Source organism: Sphingomonas immobilis (assembly GCF_030580995.1).
Taxonomy (GTDB): domain Bacteria; phylum Pseudomonadota; class Alphaproteobacteria; order Sphingomonadales; family Sphingomonadaceae; genus Sphingomonas; species Sphingomonas immobilis.
The window spans coordinates 69,041-86,268 of the sequence record NZ_JAUQSZ010000004.1; the positions used below are offsets into that span (position 1 = coordinate 69,041).

Consider the following 17,228-nt stretch of genomic DNA (forward strand, 5'->3'; position numbering starts at 1 on the left):
GTATCGATATCATGAGTGAAGATCCTATCATCATTTCGAGCTACGCGCGCACGCCGATGGGCGGCTTCCAGGGCGCGCTGTCGGGCGTCACTGCGGTCGAGCTGGGCATCACGGCAGTGAAGGCCGCGGTCGAGCGGTCGAAGGTCGATCCCGCCGAGATCGACCGCATCTACATGGGCTGCGTGCTGCCCGGTGCGCTCGGCCAGGCCCCTGCCCGCCAGGCCGCGCTCGGTGCCGGCCTCCCCAATTCGGTCGAGGCGACCACCGTCAACAAGATGTGCGGATCGGGCATGCAGGCCGCGATCATGGGCGCGGAGGCGCTTGCCGCCGGCACCGCCGACGTCATCATCGCGGGCGGCATGGAGAGCATGACCAACGCCCCCTTCATGATGGCCAAGCACCGCGCCGGCGCGCGCATCGGCCATGACGTGATCTACGATTCGATGATGTATGACGGCCTTGAGGACGCCTATGAAAAGGGCAAGCCGATGGGTGCCTTCGCCGAGGAGACGGCGCGCGAATATCAGTTCACCCGCGAGGTGATGGACGCCTATTCGATCGAGAGCCTGAAGCGCGCCAACGCCGCGATCGACAGCGGCGCGTTCGACGGCGAGGTGGTGCCCGTCACCGTCAAGGGCCGCGGCGGCGAGACCATCGTCAGCAAGGACGAACAGCCCGGCAACGCCAAGCCCGACAAGATCCCGTCGCTGAAGGCGGCCTTCGCCAAGGACGGCGCGATCACGGCGGCGACCTCGGCCTCGATCTCGGACGGTGCGGCCGCGCTGGTGCTGACGCGCACGAGCATCGCCGACAAGCTCGGGCTCAACAAGGAAGCCGTCATCGTCGCCACCGCCGCGCACGCGCATGAGCCCGCGCGCTTCACGACCGCGCCGGTCAAGGCCATCCAGAAGGTGCTGGAAAAGGCCGGCTGGAGTGTCGCCGACGTCGATCTGTTCGAGGTCAACGAGGCGTTCGCGACCGTATCGATGATCGCGATGCACGAGCTGGCGATCCCGCACGAGAAGCTCAACGTCAATGGCGGGGCGACCGCGCTCGGCCATCCGATCGGCGCGAGCGGCGCGCGCATCATCGCGACGCTGATCGCGGCGCTCAAGACCCGCGGCCTGAAGAAGGGCGTCGCGGCGCTGTGCATCGGCGGCGGCGAAGCGACCGCCGTCGCGCTCGAACTGATCTGATCGATCCCCGCCTGTCGCGACCGGCGCGGCAGGCGGGTCTCAGCCCGGCTCGTTCGTGGCGACGAGGCCGCCGTCGATCAGCAGATCGGTGCCGGTGATGAACGACGCCTTGTTCGACAGCAGGAACTCCAGGCCGTCGGCGATCTCCGTCAGCTCGCCCTGACGTTCCAGCGGGATGCGCTGCAACAGCGCGCCCTTGGCGGGGCTGCGATCGAACTCGCGGTCGCCCATCGGCGTGCGGATCAGCCCCGGCGACAGCGAATTGATCCGCAGGCCGCGTGCGCCCCAGGCGGCGGCGTTGCGGCGGCAGAAGCGCAGCAGCGTCGCCTTCGAGAAGCGATAGGCATCGGAGGACGTGAGATCGGGCAGCGCGGCGGTGATCGACGCGCGGAAATCCGGGTCGAGCGGGGCATCGAGGATCGGCTGCACGGCATCGGGCACGCGCGTGCCGTGGCCCGCGATCGAGGACACGAACACCGCCGCGCCGCCGGGCGGCATATGCGCCAGTGCTGCTTCCGCGACCAGCGCGGGCGCGACGAGATTGACCGTCAGGATCGTCGGCGCGTCGGCCATGCTCGGCGACAGGCCGAGGACGTGCGCGATCGCCGTGACCGGCCCGAGCCGCGCGGCGTGCGCGAACAGCGCCGCGACCGCCGCCGCATCGGTCGCGTCGCAGCCTGCGCCCGCGACGCTATAGCCCTCCGCCGCCAGCGCCGCGGCGGCCTGCTCCGCCCTGGCACCGTCGAGATCGGCGATGACGACGGCATGATGCTGGGCGAGGCGGCGCACGCAGGCCATGCCCATCCCGCCGCAGCCGCCGATCACGATCGCCACCGGCAGGCCGGGCCGCGACCGCGCGCGTGCCGCGAGGATATCGTCGCTCATTTCCTCTCCCCTGCCTCAGGCGGCGGCCGTCGTCCCCAGATCGCGCACCAGCGCCAGCACGCGCTCCGCCAGTTCGGGGCGGCAGATCAGCAGATCGGGCAGATAGGGGTTGGGCGCGTTGTAGACGAGCGGCGCACCGTCGATGCGCGAGACGTGCAGCCCCGCCGCCGCGGCGACGGCGGCGGGCGCGCAATTGTCCCATTCGTACTGGCCGCCCGAATGGAGATAGATCTCGGCATCGCCGCGCACGACCGCCATCGCCTTGGCGCCGGCCGAGCCCATCGGCACCAGCTCCGCGCCGAGCGCCTCTGCGACCGCGACCGCCTCGGCGGCGGGGCGCGTGCGGCTGACGAGCATCCTGAGCGTCGCGGGCAGCGGCGGGAGCGGTTGCGGCGCATCGGAGGAGAGCGTCACCGGCACCGCGGGCAGCGCCACCGCGCCCAGCACCGGCGCGCCGTCGATCGCGAGGCCGACATGCACCGCCCAATCCGCGCGCCGCTCGCCATATTCGCGCGTGCCGTCGAGCGGATCGACCACCCAGACGCGGGCATGCGCGCAGCGCGCGGTGTCGTTGGCCTCCTCCTCGGACAGGATCTGGTCGGCGGGGCGGTGGGTGCGCAGCGCCTCCATGATGAAGGCATTGGCGGTGCGATCGCCCGCCTTGCCGAGCGCCTTGCCCTCGAACAGGTCCGACTCCTGCAGCGCGAGGAGCAAAATGCCCGCCGTTTCGGCGATGTGGCGGGCGAGTTCGCTATCGGTCATGTCAGCCATCAGGGGATCAGCCTTGCGATGATGTGATCCGCCGCCTCTTCGGGCGTCATCGTCGCGGTGTCGATGCGGATTTCGGGGTCTTCCGGCGCTTCATAGGGCGAATCGATGCCGGTGAAGTTCTTGAGCTTCCCCTCGCGCGCCTTCTTGTAGAGCCCCTTCACGTCGCGTGCCTCGGCATCGGCGAGCGTCGTGTCGATATGCACCTCGACGAACTCGCCCGCCGGCAGCATCTCGCGCACCATCTGCCGTTCGGAGCGGAACGGCGAGATGAACGCGGTGATGACGATCAGCCCGGCGTCGGCCATCAGCTTCGCCACCTCGCCCACGCGGCGGATGTTCTCGACGCGGTCGGCATCGGTGAAGCCGAGATCCTTGTTGAGCCCGTGGCGGACGTTGTCGCCGTCGAGCAGGAAGGTGTGGCGGTTCATCCGCGCCAGCTTCTTCTCGACGAGGTTGGCGATGGTCGATTTGCCCGCGCCCGACAGGCCGGTGAACCACAGCACCGCAGGCCGCTGGTTCTTCATCGCCGCATGGGCATCGCGGCCGATGTCGGTCGCCTGCCAGTGGACGTTCTGCGCGCGCCGCAGCGAGAAGTGGATCGTGCCCGCCGCCACGGTGGCGTTGGTGATCTTGTCGATCAGGATGAAGCCGCCGAGGCTGCGGTTGGCGGCATAGGATTCGAACACGATACCGCGGTCGGTCGCGAGGTTGCACACGCCGATCGCGTTGAGATCGAGCGTCTTGGCGGCGAGATGTTCGAGCGTGTTGACGTTGACCTGATATTTGGGCGGCTGGACGGTGGCCGATACGGTCTGCGTGCCGAGCTTCAGCCAATAGGCGCGGCCGGGCAGCATCGCCTCGTCCGCCATCCACACGATCGTCGCCTCGAACTGGTCGGCGACTTCGGGCGGATCGGCGGCGACCGCGATCACGTCGCCGCGGGAGCAATCCACCTCGTCGGCGAAGCAGAGCGTTACCGACTGGCCCGCGACCGCGCGGTCGAGATCGCCGTCCTGCGTGACGATGCGGGTGATGCTCGACGTCTTGCCGCTGGGCAGCACGCGGATGGCGTCACCAGGCGCGACGGTGCCGCTCGCGATCAGGCCGGAGAAGCCCCGAAAATCGAGGTTGGGCCGGTTGACCCACTGCACCGGCAGGCGGAACGGCCGGGCCTGCGCGGCGTCGGCATCGATCTCGACGCTTTCGAGATAGGCCATCAGCGTCGGGCCGTCGTACCACGGCGTATGCACGCTCTTCGTGGTGATGTTGTCGCCCGCGAAGCCCGAGATCGGCATCGGCGTGAAGGTCTCGATCCCGATCGACGTCGCGAACGCACGATACTCCGCGACGATCGCGTCATAGGTCGCCTGGTCGTAGCCGACGAGATCCATCTTGTTGACCGCCAGCACGATGCGCCCGACGCCGACCAGATGCGCGAGATAGGAATGGCGCCGCGTCTGCGTCAGCACGCCCTTGCGCGCATCGATAAGGATCACGGCGAGATCGGCGGTCGAGGCGCCCGTCACCATGTTGCGGGTATATTGTTCGTGGCCGGGCGTATCGGCGACGATGAACTTGCGCTTCTCGGTCGAGAAGAAGCGATAGGCGACGTCGATGGTGATGCCCTGCTCGCGTTCGGCGGCGAGGCCGTCGACCAGCAGCGCGAAATCGATGTTCTGCCCCTGCGTGCCGACGCGCTTGCTGTCCGCCTCGAGCGCGGCGAGCTGATCCTCGAAGATCATCTTGCTGTCGTAGAGCAGCCGCCCGATCAGCGTGGACTTGCCGTCGTCGACCGAGCCGCAGGTGATGAAGCGTAGCAGCGACTTGTGCTGATGCTGGACGAGATAGGCGTCGATATCCTCGGCGATGAGCGCATCGACCTGATAGGCGCTTTCCGCGCTCGCGATGTCCGTCGCCATCAGAAATACCCCTCCTGCTTCTTCTTCTCCATGCCCGCGCCGCCTGCATCCTTGTCGATCGCGCGGCCCTGGCGTTCGGAGGTGGTGGTGAGCAGCGTTTCCTGGATCACCTCGGGCAGCGTCGTTGCCTCGCTCTCGACCGCGCCGGTGAGCGGATAGCAGCCGAGCGTGCGGAAGCGGATCGAGCGCTCGACCGGCACTTCGCCGGGCTCGAGCGGGAAGCGATCGTCATCGACCATCAGCAGCATCCCGTCGCGCACCACGGTCGGGCGCTTGGCCGCGAAATAGAGCGGCACGATCGGCACGTCGTTGAGGTGGATATATTGCCAGATGTCGAGCTCGGTCCAGTTCGAGATCGGGAACACGCGGATGCTCTCGCCCCTGGCCTTCTTCGCATTGTAGAGGTTCCACAGCTCGGGCCGCTGGTTCTTCGGATCCCAGCGGTGATTGGCCGAGCGGAAGGAGAAGATGCGCTCCTTCGCGCGGCTCTTTTCCTCGTCGCGGCGCGCGCCGCCGAACGCCGCGTCGAAACCGTAGAGGTCGAGCGCCTGCTTCAGCCCCTCCGTCTTCCACATATCGGTATGCAGCGCGCCGTGATCGAACGGATTGATCCCGCGCTCCTTCGCCTCCGGGTTCTGGTAGACGAGCAGTTCCATCCCGCTTTCGGCGGCCATGCGGTCGCGCAGCGCGTACATCTCCTTGAACTTCCAGGTCGTATCGACGTGGAGCAACGGAAACGGCGGCGGCGAGGGATAGAAGGCTTTGCGCGCAAGATGCAGCATGACGGCCGAATCCTTGCCGACCGAATAGAGCATCACCGGCTTCTCGGTCTCGGCGACCACCTCGCGCAGGATGTGGATCGATTCGGCCTCGAGCCGTTCGAGATGCGTCAAAGTCCGGGCGGCGGTCGCCATTCTGGCTCCTCTTCTGATCCTGCAACGTCTTTTTTGCCTGCTAGCTTGACGCGGCACGCCAAGAACCTCCCATATGGGAGGGCGATCAGGAGGGCGCGTATCATGGCGATCACACGGCAGGACGAAACCGACCTTCTTACTGCCCTGCACGACGGCGTGCTGGAGGATGCACCCTGGGCGACCTTCCTGCGGCGGCTGCGCGGGCGGCTGCGTGCGGACGACGCGCGCCTGCGCATCGCGCGGCCGGCCGCACCGGACCTTGTCGCGCTGGAATTCTTCGCACCGGCGGGTCACGGCACCCCCGCGCCGGTGCCGGCGATCGCGCCCTTCCCTGCCGCGCTGGCCCGGCTCCGCCCCAACCGTGTCTACGGCGAGGAAGAGATACCGGCGGATACCGCCGCGTACCGGCGCATCCTGCGCGTCGTGGACGATGCCGGGGCGAGCGCGTGGCTCGACGTCACGCGGGCGCAAGGGGCGTTCAGCGCGGCCGATTCGGCGATGCTCAGCCAGCTTGGCGCGCACCTCGCGATCGCGCTGCGCACCTTCGTCGCGCTCACGCGGGCGCGCGCCGGCGAGGCGGCGGCGGCGCGCGGGCTCGAACGGCTCGGCACCGGCTGGGTGATGCTCGACCGGCGCGGCCATGTGCTGGGCTGGAGCGCGCAGGCCGAGCGGCTGCTTCATGCCGTTAATCCGGGCTGGCGTGGCCATGACGGCGCGATGCGGCTCGGCCGGGCGATGGACGCGGCGATCGCGCGCGGCGGGCATCACGCCATCCGCCTGCGCGCCGATCCGCCGGTCGATGCGATGCTCGCCCCGGTCGCGGACGCGGCGGGCGCGGTCATCACCGGCGCTGCGGTGCTGATACAGGTGCGCGGTGCCCCCGAAAGCGGGCCCGCGAAGCCGCTTGCCGACCTGTTGGGGGTGCCGCTGTTCGAGGCACGCCTCGCCGCGCGGCTGGCGGCGGGCGACAGTATCGCCGAGGGTGCCGAGGCGCTGGGCCTGACGATCGAGACCGCGCGCAACTATTCGAAGCGGCTCTATGCCCGCACCGGCACGCGCGGGCAGGCCGATCTCGTCCGCGCAGTGCTGGAAAGCGGCGCTCCGCTCGCGTGAAAAGCCGGTTTGCGCCACCCGGAACCCCGCGCTAACAGCGGCGCGACACATCAAGCGGCGAGGAATCTTCATGGACATCAACGGCATTGCAGCGATCGTCACCGGCGGCGCATCGGGTCTGGGCGGCGCGACCGCCGAACGTCTCGCCGCGCTGGGCGCGAAGGTCGCGATCTTCGATCTCAACGAAGCCGCGGGCCAGGAACATGCCGCCAAGATCGGCGGCGCGTTCTTCAAGGTGAACGTCACCGACGAGGACAGCGTCAACGCCGGCATCGCCGCTGCCGAGGCGGCGCACGGCGTCGCGCGCGTCCTGGTGAATTGCGCGGGCGTGGGATCGGCGATGAAGACCGTCGGCAAGGAAAACGTGCCGCACGCGCTGGGCGAATTCCGCAAGGTGATCGAGATCAACCTGATCGGCACCTTCAACGTGATCGCCAAGTTCGCGGCGCGCGCGATGACGCTGGACGCGGTCGGCGAGGAGCGCGGCGTCATCATCAACACCGCCTCGGTCGCCGCTTATGACGGGCAGGTCGGCCAGGCCGCCTATTCGGCGTCGAAGGGCGGCATCGTCGGCCTGACGCTGCCGGTCGCGCGCGATCTCGCGCAGAGCCGCATCCGCGTGATGACGATCGCGCCGGGCCTGTTCCTGACGCCGCTGCTGATGGGCCTGCCCGAGCCCGCGCGGATCTCGCTCGGCCAGCAGGTGCCGCATCCGAGCCGCCTCGGCGATCCCAAGGAATATGCCCAGCTTGCCGAGGCGATCGTCGCCAACCCGATGCTCAACGGCGAAGTGATCCGCCTCGACGGCGCGATCCGCATGGCGCCGCGCTGAACGATCGAGGCTGGCGGTACGGCCGTGCCGCCAGCTTCAAATCGGCCGGGTAGACGCTTTCGCTCGACATACGTCAGTCCGTATTTCCCGGTGATCCCGCCGCCCGCCGTTGAACCGCACAGCCCTGCCCCACAGACGGGAGCGGACGGCACGCGGGACTGAGCCCGCCGCCGCATGAGGATGTGGCGATGGAGCTTGGGCTTCTCTACGAATTCGATGTGCCGCGCCCCTGGGCCGGCGACCATCCCTGGGGGCAGCGCACCGCCGAGCGGCAGGTCTACCGGGACTGTATCGACCAGATCGTCCATGCCGACAAACTGGGGTTCGAGGCGGTGTGGTGCGTCGAGCATCATTTCCGCGAGAACCGGTCGCACATGCCCTGCAACGAGGCGGTGCTGGGCGCGCTGTCGCAGATCACCGAAAACATCAAGCTCGGCTTCGGCGTGACGCTGTCGCCGCACGAGTTCATCCACCCCGCGCGATTGGCGGAGAAGGTCGCGACGGTCGATCTGCTGTCGCGCGGCCGGGTGCAATGGGGCATCGGCCGCTCGACGCCGATGGAGCAGACCGCCTTCCACGTCGACCGCGCGCGCAGCAAGGAAAAGCAGCGCGCCGCCGCCCGCACCGTCGTCGGCATGTGGGAGCAGGAATATTACGAGGAACATTCGGAATTCCTCGATTTCCCCAGCCGGATGGTGACGCCCAAGCCGTACCAATATCCGCATCCGCCGGTGTGGATGGCGGCCAATGCCATCGACGGCGCGAAGATCGCCGGGCGCGACGGGCTCGGCCTGCTGTGCTTCAGCATCATGCAGCCGCTGCACGAGCTCGGCCCGATGATCCAGGCGTACCGCGACGCGCAGAAGGAGGTCGATCCGCTGACCGGCGTCATCACCAACAAGGTCGGCACCTACACGCTCGTCCACTGCGCCGAATCGCGCACCGTGTTCGAACAGAACCGGCTGTGGGATTCGATGTGGTGGTGGTACAAGAACATCGCCGAGTTCATGCTTGCGTGGGAGTTCAAGCACCTCCCGCCCGAGGAGCAGGACAAGGTCTTTCCGCTCGTCAGCGCGCGTGCGCGCGGCGAGTTCGACATCACCCAGTTCGACCGTGAGGACATGGTGATCGTCGGCACGCCCGACGAATGTCTGGAGAAATTCCTGAAATACGAGGAAGCGGGCGTCGACCAGGTGCTCTGCTATCTCAACTTCGGCTATCTGCCGCACGATTCCGTGCTGAAGTGCATCGAGCTGCTCGGCACCTATGTGATCCCCGAGCTGAAGAAGCGCGGTGCCAATCGCACCGCCGGCAGCATCTCGCTCGCGATCGAGAAATCGCGGACGCAGGCACCGCGCACCTGGTGAGCGCCAACGAGATCACGTGGGGAGACGGAGCGATGAAGGATTTCCTCGGGCTTGAGGGCAAGGTGGCGATGGTCGTGGGCGGCGGCCTCGGCATGGGCGAATCGACCTCGGTCACGCTGGCCGAGGCCGGGTGCGACGTCGCCGTGGTCGATATCGACCGCGCGCGGGCCGAGGGCGTCGCCGCCAGAGTGCGCGAAACCGGGCGTCGCGCCGTTGCTGTCGTCGCCGACGCGATGGACGCCGGGACGGCTGCAGGATCGGTGGCGGAGGTCGTGCGCGCGCTCGGGCGGATCGACGTGATGGCGACGATCGTCGGCCAGGCGGAATGGAGCACGGTGCTCGACGTGACCGAGGAGACCTGGGATCTCGATCACCGCCGCAACCTGCGCTATTTCTTCTTCTACGCGCAGGCCGCCGCGCGCGCGATGGTGAAGGCGGGGAACGGCGGCGCGATCGCCGCCGTCGCATCGGTCAGCGGGCTGCAATCGGCACCCAATCACGCCGCCTACGGCGCGGCCAAGGCGGGCCTCGTCAATCTCGTCCGCACGATGGGGGTCGAGCTGGCGCCGCACGGCATCCGCGTCAACGCCGTCGCGCCCGGCACGATCAGCACGCCGCGCATCAACGAGGGGCCCCATCGCGCCGCGTTCGAAGAGAAGATCCGCAACAGCCTGATCCCGTTCCGCCGGCTCGGCACGACGCAGGAGATCGCCAACGGCCTGCTCTTCCTGCTCTCCGATCTCGCCGGCTATGTGACGGGCCAGACGCTGGCGGTGGACGGCGGCTTCACCGCGCAGTTCCTGCTCGGCGCGCCGCGCGAGGCCTGAACGATGGATGCGGACCTGATCGCGCGCTTCGCGCTCGATGGCCGCCGCGCGGTGGTGATCGGCGCGGGGCGGGGCATCGGCCGCGAGATCGCGATCGTGCTGGCGAAGGCGGGCGCGGCGCTGGTCGTCGCCGATATCGACACGGCCGAGCTGGCCGTCACCGTCGATGCCATCCACGCGGCCGGCGCGCAGGTCGAGGCGGTGCCGCTCGACGTGCGCGACCGCGAAGCCGTGCTGGCGCTGGGCGCGCGCGCCGATGCGGGCGGCGGCATCGACGTATGGGTGAACGTCGCCGGGGTCATTTCCGCCGCCAACGTCGCCGACATGGCACCCGAGGAATACGACCGGATCGTCGCCGTCAACATGACCGGCGTCTATTGGGGCTGCGCCGCGGCGGCGCGGATCATGACGCCGCGCGGGCGGGGATCGATCGTCAACATCTCCTCCACCGGCGCGGATGTGCCCAGCGCCGGGCTGTCGGTCTATGCGATGACCAAGGCGGCGGTGAACATGCTGACGCGGTCGCTGGCGCACGAGGTCGGCCCGCACGGCGTGCGCGTCAACGCCGTCGCGCCCGGCTTCGTCGATACGCCGATGGTGACGTACCGCTTCCGCGACGCGACCGGCGCGATCGACGAACGGCAGAAGCAGGCGATCTTCGCCGCGCGCGCCGATGCGACCGTGCTCAAGCGCGTCGGCACGGTCGAGGACATCGCCTCTGCCGTGCTCTACCTCGCCGCCGATGCCAGCGCGTTCGTGACGGGCCAGATCCTGCGCCCCAACGGCGGCTTGGCGATGCCCTGAGCCGTCAGGCCGCGCTGACGCCGCCGTTGACGCTGATCACCTGCCCGGTCAGGTGCCGCGCCGCATCGGAGCAGAGCCACGCCGCCACCCGCCCGATCTCGGCGGCATCGGGCAGGCCCAGCCCGGCGCGCGCCTCCGCCGTCGCGACGCGGCCGGCGAGCGGCCCGGCGCGGGCGGCCTCGAACACCGGCGTCCCCGTGACATAGGAGGTCGCCACGCAATTCACGCGGATGCCCTCGCGCGCGACCTCGAGCGCGAGAGTGCGAACGAACATCATGATCGCCGCCGCCGCCGACCCCACCATCGTCTGGTTGGGGGCCGCGACCTTCCCCGAATCCGCCGCCATCGCGACGATCGCCCCGCGCTGCCGGGAAAGATGCGGCAGGACCGCGTGGCACAAGGTGTAGAGCGTCGCGAGCCGGGCGTGGAGGAACGCGCCGAACATCGCCGGATCGGTCTGGGCGAAACGTCCCGACAGGCCCGGCACCGCGCCGTTGCTGGCATCGACCACCCAGTCGATCGCGCCGTGCATCGCGGCCAGCTCGGCCGCCAGCGCGGCGACGGCGGCATGATCGCCGATATCGAGCTGGCGGTAATCGCCGGGCACCGTCTGCGCGCTGCGCCCCGCGACGACGACGTGCGCGCCCTGATCGCGCAGGGCGGAGACGATATGCCGCCCGATCCCGCCCCTGCCGCCGACCACCAGCGCGACCGGGCGGTCCGCCGTCACCGCCCGCTCAGCTCGCGAAGTTGAGGCATTGCAGCTCCTGATAGACGCGCAGGCCCTCGACGCCGCGCTCGCGCCCCAGCCCGCTCGATCCATGCCCGCCCGACGAGGCGTAGCCGCTCATCGCGCCGCCGATATTGACGTTGACCGTGCCCGAGCGGATGCGCTTGGCGACGGCGAGCGCCGCGCGCGCATCGGCACCGTAGACATAGCCCGACAGGCCGAAGATGCTGTCGTTGGCGATCTCCACGGCATGGTCGATGTCGCGGTAGCCGATCACCGCGACGATCGGCCCGAAGATCTCGTCGCGCGCGGCAGGGTTCGATGCATCGGGCACGTCGAGGATGGTCGGCTCGAAATAATGGCCCGGCGTGTCGATCGCCTTGCCGCCGGCGACGACGGTCGCGCCCGCCGCCACCGCGAGTTCGACATAGCGTTCGCAGCGCGCGCGCTGGGCCGCGTTGATGACCGGGCCCATCCGCGTCGCGGGATCGAGCGGATCGCCGGGGACGAGGCCCTCGATCGCCTTCGCCATCGCCGCCATGACGGCCGCCTTCTCGCTTTCGGGGACGAGCACGCGCGTGCCGAGCACGCAGCCCTGCCCGGCATGGGCGAGGCACACGCCCGCCGCCGCGCCGGCCGCCGCGGCGAGCCGGTCGGCCATGAAGATCTGCGCCGATTTGCCGCCGAGTTCGAGCTGCAGGCGCTTCATCGTCGCAGCACCCTGCGCCATCACCTTCTTGCCGACATCGGTCGATCCGGTGAAGCTGACCATGTCGACGCGCGGATCCGTCGTCAGCGCGAGCGCGCCGTCGGCCCCGGCCTCCGCGACGATGTTCAGCACGCCGTCGGGAAAGCCCGCCTCCTGCGCCGCCGCGACCATCGCCAGCGCCGACAGCGGCGTCAGCGGGCTCGGCCGCAGGATGACGCAATTGCCGGTGGCGAGCGCGGGAACCAGCTTCCAGATATTGAGGAAGAACGGGAAGTTATAGGCCGAGATCGCCACGACGACGCCATGCGGAACATAGCGCCGCATGCTCTGGAACACCGTGCCCGCCGCATTGATGCGCTCCTCGAGCGGCAGCGGATTGCTCTCGCTTTCGGGCAGGGTGAGATAGAGATCGAGCTGGTCCTCGACCGTCGCGAGGGGCCCGCGCACCTGCACCGGCAGCACGACCGAGGAAATCGGGCAGCCGCCTTCGGCGATCACGACCTTCTCCAGCTCATCCGCGCGGGAGCGGAGCGCGGCGACGAAGCGGCGCACGATCGCGACACGCTCGACCGGCTTGAGCGCCGCCCATTCGCCCGTGTCGGCGGCGGCGCGCGCTGTGGCGATCGCCGCCTCGATCTGGCCATCGGACGCGCCGGCGAATTGGGTGAACACCGCGCCGTCGCCGGGATGCTCAACCGCGATCGGGGCTCCCTCGCCCGCCACCGCGCGGCCGCCGATCAGCATTTTGTGCGGCCATCCGGCGGCGGGCATCAGCGCAGCCGCGGCGCTTCCGGTGGTGTCGGTACGGTCGATTTCGGTCACGGCCATCGTGGCTGGCTCCCTTGATGCGGTGGTCGCGCGCTCAAACCCGCACCAGCCGCTTGCCGGTGACGCCGTGCGCGAAAAGCTGTTCGAAAGCGGCGGGGGTCTGCTCGATCCCCTCGGTCACATGGATCGTCGCCAGCGCGGGCCGCGCCGCCACCAGCGCCTTCATCTCGGCGAGGAAGGCCGGGCGCAGATGCTGGTGCGCGAGATTGACGAAGGCGCGGACCGACAGCGATTTGCCCATGATCAACTCCAGGAACCCCGGCAATTGGTCGTCGGATGCGGCACCCTCGCCGCCATATTGCGCCATCAGCCCGCAGATCACGACAATGCCGTTGCGGTTGAGATGCGGTACTGCCTGCATCATCATCGGGCCGCCGACATTGTCGAAATAGACGTCCGCGCCGCCCGGCAGCGCCGCCGCAAGCGCGGCCTCGAAGCCTGCGGCGCTGCGATCGACCACCGCGTGATAGCCGATCTCGTCGATCAGCCACGCGCGCTTCGCGGCCCCGCTGGCGATGCCGACGACGCGCGCGCCCCGCGCCGCTGCCAGCGCCCCGGCGGCGGACCCGACCGCCCCCGCCGCGCCGCTCACCAGCATTGTCTGCCCCGCGCGCACACTCCCGGCGACGTCGAGCCCGACATAGGCGGAAAAGCCCGGCAGGCCGAACACGCCCAGCGCCCGTTCGACCGGCCCGTCGGCGGGATCGATGCGCGACAGCCCCGCGCCGGCCGAGACCGCATACTCCTGCCACCCCAGCCGCCCTTCGACGATATCGCCCGCCGCGAAATCCGCATTGCGCGATTCGATCACCTCCCCCACCGCAGCGCCGGGAATCGTCGTGCCCGGTGCCATCACCGGAATTGCCCCCATCGGCTCCGCGGCGATGAACAGCCGGATCATCGGATCGAGCGACAGCCAGAGGTTGCGGATCAGCATTTCGCCGTCGCCGATCGCCGGTACGGCACCGGCCGCCACCGCCAGATCGGCGGCGACGACCGCGCCGCGCGGGTGGCGCGCCAGCACCACCCGCCTATTGACGGCACCGCTCATCCGATCGCGTCCGTCACGGCGATCATTTCAGAAGCTGCCTTTCAGTTCGACGCCGAAGGTCCGCGGATCCTCCGTCCGAACGAAGGAGCCCCCGGCCGCCGTCGTGCCATAGGTGTTGTATTGCCGGTCGGTCAGGTTCCGGCCGAACACCGCGAGCGAGACTTCCTTGCCGACGATATTGGCAGCGGTCAGTTGCAGCCTGGCGTTCAGCAACCCGTAGGGGGCCTGGACGGCGCGGGGATCGTTGAACACGTCGAACTGCATCCGCGACTTGTACGAGAAATCGACCCGGCCGAGCAGAGAAAGATCGTTGCCGATCCTGGCGTCATAGCTCGCACTGACCGAATAGGTGGTGGCGGGCGTGTCGGGGAATTTGTTGCCAGACAAGTCCGCACCCGTCGCGGGGTTCCTGAACTGCGTGTATTTCGCATCGAGCAGACCCAGCGTCCCGCTCAGCATCAGTCCCGGCAGCGGCCGCAGGTTCGCCTCCAGCTCGATGCCGCGAACCTGCGATTTCGCGGCGTTGAACACGCTGGCATAGGGCGTGTTCGTGCTCGGCTCGATCAACAACACGGATCGCTGCACGTTGTCGACCTTCATCTGGAAAACCGCGAGGCTCGCGTGGAAACGGCGATCGAGCGATTCCACCTTCACGCCTGCCTCCAGGCTGTTGACCACCTCCGGCTGGAACGGGACGATCGTCGTCGGCGTATCGTCGAGACCGCCGGCGCGCTGGCCGCGATCGAACTTCACATAGGCGTTGATCTGATCGGTGAAGCGGTAGCGCGCGCCGACCGAATAGGACCAATAGCCGAAATTGGCAGACCCGATCTGGTTGCAAAGCGCGATCGGCGTGCCGGCGGGCAGTGCGGCAAGCCCGCACGCACCGTTGACGCCGGTCTGAATACGGAGATCGCGATTGTCGCTGGTGTATCGCCCGCCGAGCGTCAGGAACAGCTTGTTCCAGTGGTTCGTCTCGATCTGCAGATAGCCTGCGGTCGAGCGGTTGCGGGCGAAGTTGCGCAACGTGCGGCCGGTGCCGAACAGCGTTGCGGCCGGTATCGGCAACAGCGAATTGTCCGATCCGTCCTCATCGAAATAGAAGCCGCCGGCAGTGAAATCGACACCCTCGAGCCAGCTTGCGGCGTTGGTGAGGATCTTGCCGGTGGCCTGAAGCTCGAACGTCCACTGGCTCTGGTCCGCGAACTGCCGCACGTCGACCGATGGTGCCGGGCCGGTATCGACGTCGGATTGCTGGTCGGTGGTCAGGGTGCGGCGGCCGACGATCAGCTTGAAGGTGAGGTCCGGGTTGGCCTCGAACTCGCTGCGGAAGGTATAGCCCTGGATGTTCGCCTTCGACAGCGGCGTCAGCAGGCCCGACCGGAGCTCGTAGAAGCCGAGCCCGGGAAACGGCGTGAGCGGGACTTCCAGGATGCCGGTCTCGTGGATGTTGGTATAGTCGTAGGTCAGGTCCATCGTGATCGTGTCGGTCGGCGTGTAGCGGATCGCCGCCCGCCCGCTCTCGCGCTGGCGATTGCCGTAGCTGTTGATGCCGGTGACGATGCTCCTGCCGACGCCGTCGCGACGCAGGAAATCGAAGGAGCCGCGCACCGCGAGCTTGCCCTCGACGATCGGCACGTTGAGGATCGCCTGCAGATCCACATAATTGAACGAGCCGTAGGCCGCCTGCACCGAGCCGCCGAAGTCGCTGAGATTGGGGCGGATCGGCGTCAGCAGGATTGCGCCGCCGGTGTTGTTGCGCCCGAACAACGTGCCCTGCGGCCCGCGCAGCACCTGCACGCTGGCCATGTCCTGGATCGAGGCGAGCAGATTGCCGGCCGAGCGGCCGAGATAGACTTCGTCGAAATAGATGCCGACGGCGGGATCGTTGGTGATCGCCTGGCCGGTGTTTTCCTGCCCGCGCATACTGACCGTCGCGACGCTGCCGCCGCGCGTCGCCTGACCGATCTGCAGGTTCGGCGCGGTCGCGGCGAGATCGGCCACGCCCTGCGTGGAGCGCTGCGACAGTTCTGCCGTCGACAGCACGGTGACGGCGACCGGAACCTCGAGCAGCGATTCCTCGCGGCGGCGCGCGGTGACGACGATGTCGTCGTTCTGCTCCACGGGCCGCGCCTGCGTGTTGGCGGGCTCGCTGGCCTGCTGGGCCATCGCGGGGGTGCTGGCCAGCGCGATTGCGCTTATGCCGCACAGCCACTCAATTCGCGCATATTTCATCGGAAAGCTTCCTCATCCCTGGCTTCCGCTCTCGTTCGCATCACGCGGATGCTTGGGCGGACGCTGGAATAAAGAAGCGACGACAAGTTATGTCCAATATTGAATACGCCCGTAACGATATGAAACTGATATGGCGCATCGGCCGCGACCGGCGCGGCGGCGTGACGCTGGCAATATCAGAAGCCGCACTTTTAATATTATACCGAACGGAATCGGTCGCTATCGATGCGGCACGGACATCGCGCCCGCAACGATCATCACAACGGAGAGAGAGATGCTGCTGCAGCACAAATCGGTCGTCATCACCGGGGCCGGATCGGGCGTGGGGCGGGCGGCGGCGGTCCTGTTCGCGCAGCACGGCGCGCGCGTGGTGTGCGCCGATATCAACCTCGACTGGGCGACCGAGACCGCGCGGCTGGCGGGGGCGGATGCCGTGCCGGTGCTGTGCAACGTAACCCAGCGCGCTGAGGTGGAGGCCGCGATCGACCTCGCCTGCGATCGCTTCGGCAGGCTCGATGTCCTCTATAACAATGCCGGCGTCGCGACCGCCAGCGACGGGCGGCCGCACCGGCTCATCGATCAGGACGATGCCGATTTCGACCGGCTGATGTCGATCAACCTGCGCGGCATGGTCTATGGCTGCCAGGCGGCGGTGCGCCGGTTCGACGCGCAAGGCGGCGGCGGCGTGATCGTCAACACCGCATCGGTCGCCGGGCTGATCGGCTGGGGCGGCGTGATGTACGGCGCGAGCAAGGGCGGGGTCGTGCAGCTCACCCGCGCGTTGGCGATCGAGGTCGCGAAACAGGGTATCCGCGTCAACGCCGTCTGCCCCGCCGGCATGATGACCAATTTCGGGCGCACCGAAGGCGCGGGCTTTGCCGAGCGTGCCGCCGAGGAAGTGGCGCGCTATGCCGAGATGCATCCGCTCGGCCGCCCGATCGCGGCGGAGGATTGCGCCAATGCCGCGCTGTTCCTGGCATCGGATCTGTCGTCCAACATCACCGGCGTCATGCTGCCCGTCGACGGCGGCCTCACCGCCAAGTAAGT

15 protein-coding genes are annotated in these 17,228 nt (G+C 68.5%); 7 read left to right on the top strand and 8 right to left on the bottom strand.

What is annotated here, in order from left to right:
• Window positions 1-11 precede the first annotated feature (11 nt).
• Window positions 12-1,196: an acetyl-CoA C-acyltransferase gene (locus Q5H94_RS07280; RefSeq protein WP_304560591.1), complete on the top strand. Its 1,185-nt coding sequence runs from the start codon at window positions 12-14 to the stop codon at window positions 1,194-1,196.
• Window positions 1,197-1,235: 39 nt separating this feature from the next.
• Here the strand turns inward: Q5H94_RS07280 and Q5H94_RS07285 are convergent, their stop codons facing one another.
• The 4 genes from Q5H94_RS07285 to cysD are packed head-to-tail and all read right to left on the bottom strand — an operon-like array spanning window position 1,236 to window position 5,685.
• Window positions 1,236-2,081 (bottom strand): SDR family oxidoreductase, encoded by an 846-nt coding sequence (locus Q5H94_RS07285; RefSeq protein WP_304560592.1) that lies wholly within the window; start codon window positions 2,079-2,081, stop codon window positions 1,236-1,238.
• Between the two features lie 15 nt (window positions 2,082-2,096).
• Window positions 2,097-2,843 (bottom strand): 3'(2'),5'-bisphosphate nucleotidase CysQ, encoded by a 747-nt coding sequence (locus tag Q5H94_RS07290; protein ID WP_304560799.1) that lies wholly within the window; start codon window positions 2,841-2,843, stop codon window positions 2,097-2,099.
• Window positions 2,844-2,851: 8 nt separating this feature from the next.
• Complete coding sequence (cysN, locus tag Q5H94_RS07295; protein ID WP_304560593.1) at window positions 2,852-4,771, bottom strand: sulfate adenylyltransferase subunit CysN; 1,920 nt, start codon at window positions 4,769-4,771, stop codon at window positions 2,852-2,854.
• The gene (gene cysD / locus Q5H94_RS07300; RefSeq protein ID WP_304560594.1) at window positions 4,771-5,685 is read right to left on the bottom strand and encodes a sulfate adenylyltransferase subunit CysD; all 915 of its coding nucleotides are present in this window, start codon (window positions 5,683-5,685) and stop codon (window positions 4,771-4,773) included. Before cysD ends, cysN begins: the two co-directional genes overlap by 1 nt.
• A 102-nt stretch (window positions 5,686-5,787) precedes the next feature.
• Here cysD and Q5H94_RS07305 point away from each other — a divergent pair, with 102 nt between their 5' ends.
• From Q5H94_RS07305 to Q5H94_RS07325, 5 genes are all read left to right on the top strand, one after another.
• Window positions 5,788-6,798 (top strand): helix-turn-helix transcriptional regulator, encoded by a 1,011-nt coding sequence (locus tag Q5H94_RS07305; RefSeq protein WP_304560595.1) that lies wholly within the window; start codon window positions 5,788-5,790, stop codon window positions 6,796-6,798.
• 70 nt (window positions 6,799-6,868) lie between these two features.
• Window positions 6,869-7,630 carry an SDR family NAD(P)-dependent oxidoreductase gene (locus tag Q5H94_RS07310; protein ID WP_304560596.1) on the top strand — a complete coding sequence of 254 codons (762 nt, stop codon included), beginning with the start codon at window positions 6,869-6,871 and terminating at the stop codon, window positions 7,628-7,630.
• A 188-nt stretch (window positions 7,631-7,818) separates the two neighbouring features.
• A complete protein-coding gene (locus tag Q5H94_RS07315; protein ID WP_304560597.1) occupies window positions 7,819-8,997 on the top strand; it encodes an LLM class flavin-dependent oxidoreductase in 1,179 nt (392 codons plus the stop codon).
• A gap of 32 nt (window positions 8,998-9,029) precedes the next feature.
• Window positions 9,030-9,824 carry an SDR family NAD(P)-dependent oxidoreductase gene (locus Q5H94_RS07320; RefSeq protein ID WP_304560598.1) on the top strand — a complete coding sequence of 265 codons (795 nt, stop codon included), beginning with the start codon at window positions 9,030-9,032 and terminating at the stop codon, window positions 9,822-9,824.
• Window positions 9,825-9,827: 3 nt separating this feature from the next.
• Complete coding sequence (locus Q5H94_RS07325) at window positions 9,828-10,628, top strand: SDR family NAD(P)-dependent oxidoreductase (protein WP_304560599.1); 801 nt, start codon at window positions 9,828-9,830, stop codon at window positions 10,626-10,628.
• Window positions 10,629-10,632: 4 nt separating this feature from the next.
• Here Q5H94_RS07325 and Q5H94_RS07330 read toward each other — a convergent pair whose 3' ends face one another.
• Genes Q5H94_RS07330 through Q5H94_RS07345 form a run of 4 tightly spaced genes read right to left on the bottom strand, consistent with a single transcriptional unit; the run spans window position 10,633 to window position 16,181 of the window.
• Window positions 10,633-11,358, bottom strand: coding sequence for an SDR family NAD(P)-dependent oxidoreductase (locus tag Q5H94_RS07330; protein ID WP_304560600.1), 726 nt, complete (start codon window positions 11,356-11,358; stop codon window positions 10,633-10,635).
• A 7-nt stretch (window positions 11,359-11,365) separates the two neighbouring features.
• On the bottom strand, window positions 11,366-12,895 hold the full coding sequence (locus tag Q5H94_RS07335) for an aldehyde dehydrogenase family protein (protein WP_304560601.1): 1,530 nt from the start codon (window positions 12,893-12,895) through the stop codon (window positions 11,366-11,368).
• 34 nt (window positions 12,896-12,929) lie between these two features.
• The gene (locus Q5H94_RS07340; RefSeq protein ID WP_304560602.1) at window positions 12,930-13,946 is read right to left on the bottom strand and encodes an MDR family NADP-dependent oxidoreductase; all 1,017 of its coding nucleotides are present in this window, start codon (window positions 13,944-13,946) and stop codon (window positions 12,930-12,932) included.
• Window positions 13,947-13,973: 27 nt separating this feature from the next.
• The gene (locus tag Q5H94_RS07345) at window positions 13,974-16,181 is read right to left on the bottom strand and encodes a TonB-dependent receptor (protein ID WP_304560603.1); all 2,208 of its coding nucleotides are present in this window, start codon (window positions 16,179-16,181) and stop codon (window positions 13,974-13,976) included.
• Between the two features lie 274 nt (window positions 16,182-16,455).
• Here Q5H94_RS07345 and Q5H94_RS07350 point away from each other — a divergent pair, with 274 nt between their 5' ends.
• Complete coding sequence (locus Q5H94_RS07350) at window positions 16,456-17,226, top strand: SDR family NAD(P)-dependent oxidoreductase (protein WP_304560604.1); 771 nt, start codon at window positions 16,456-16,458, stop codon at window positions 17,224-17,226.
• Window positions 17,227-17,228 lie beyond the last annotated feature (2 nt).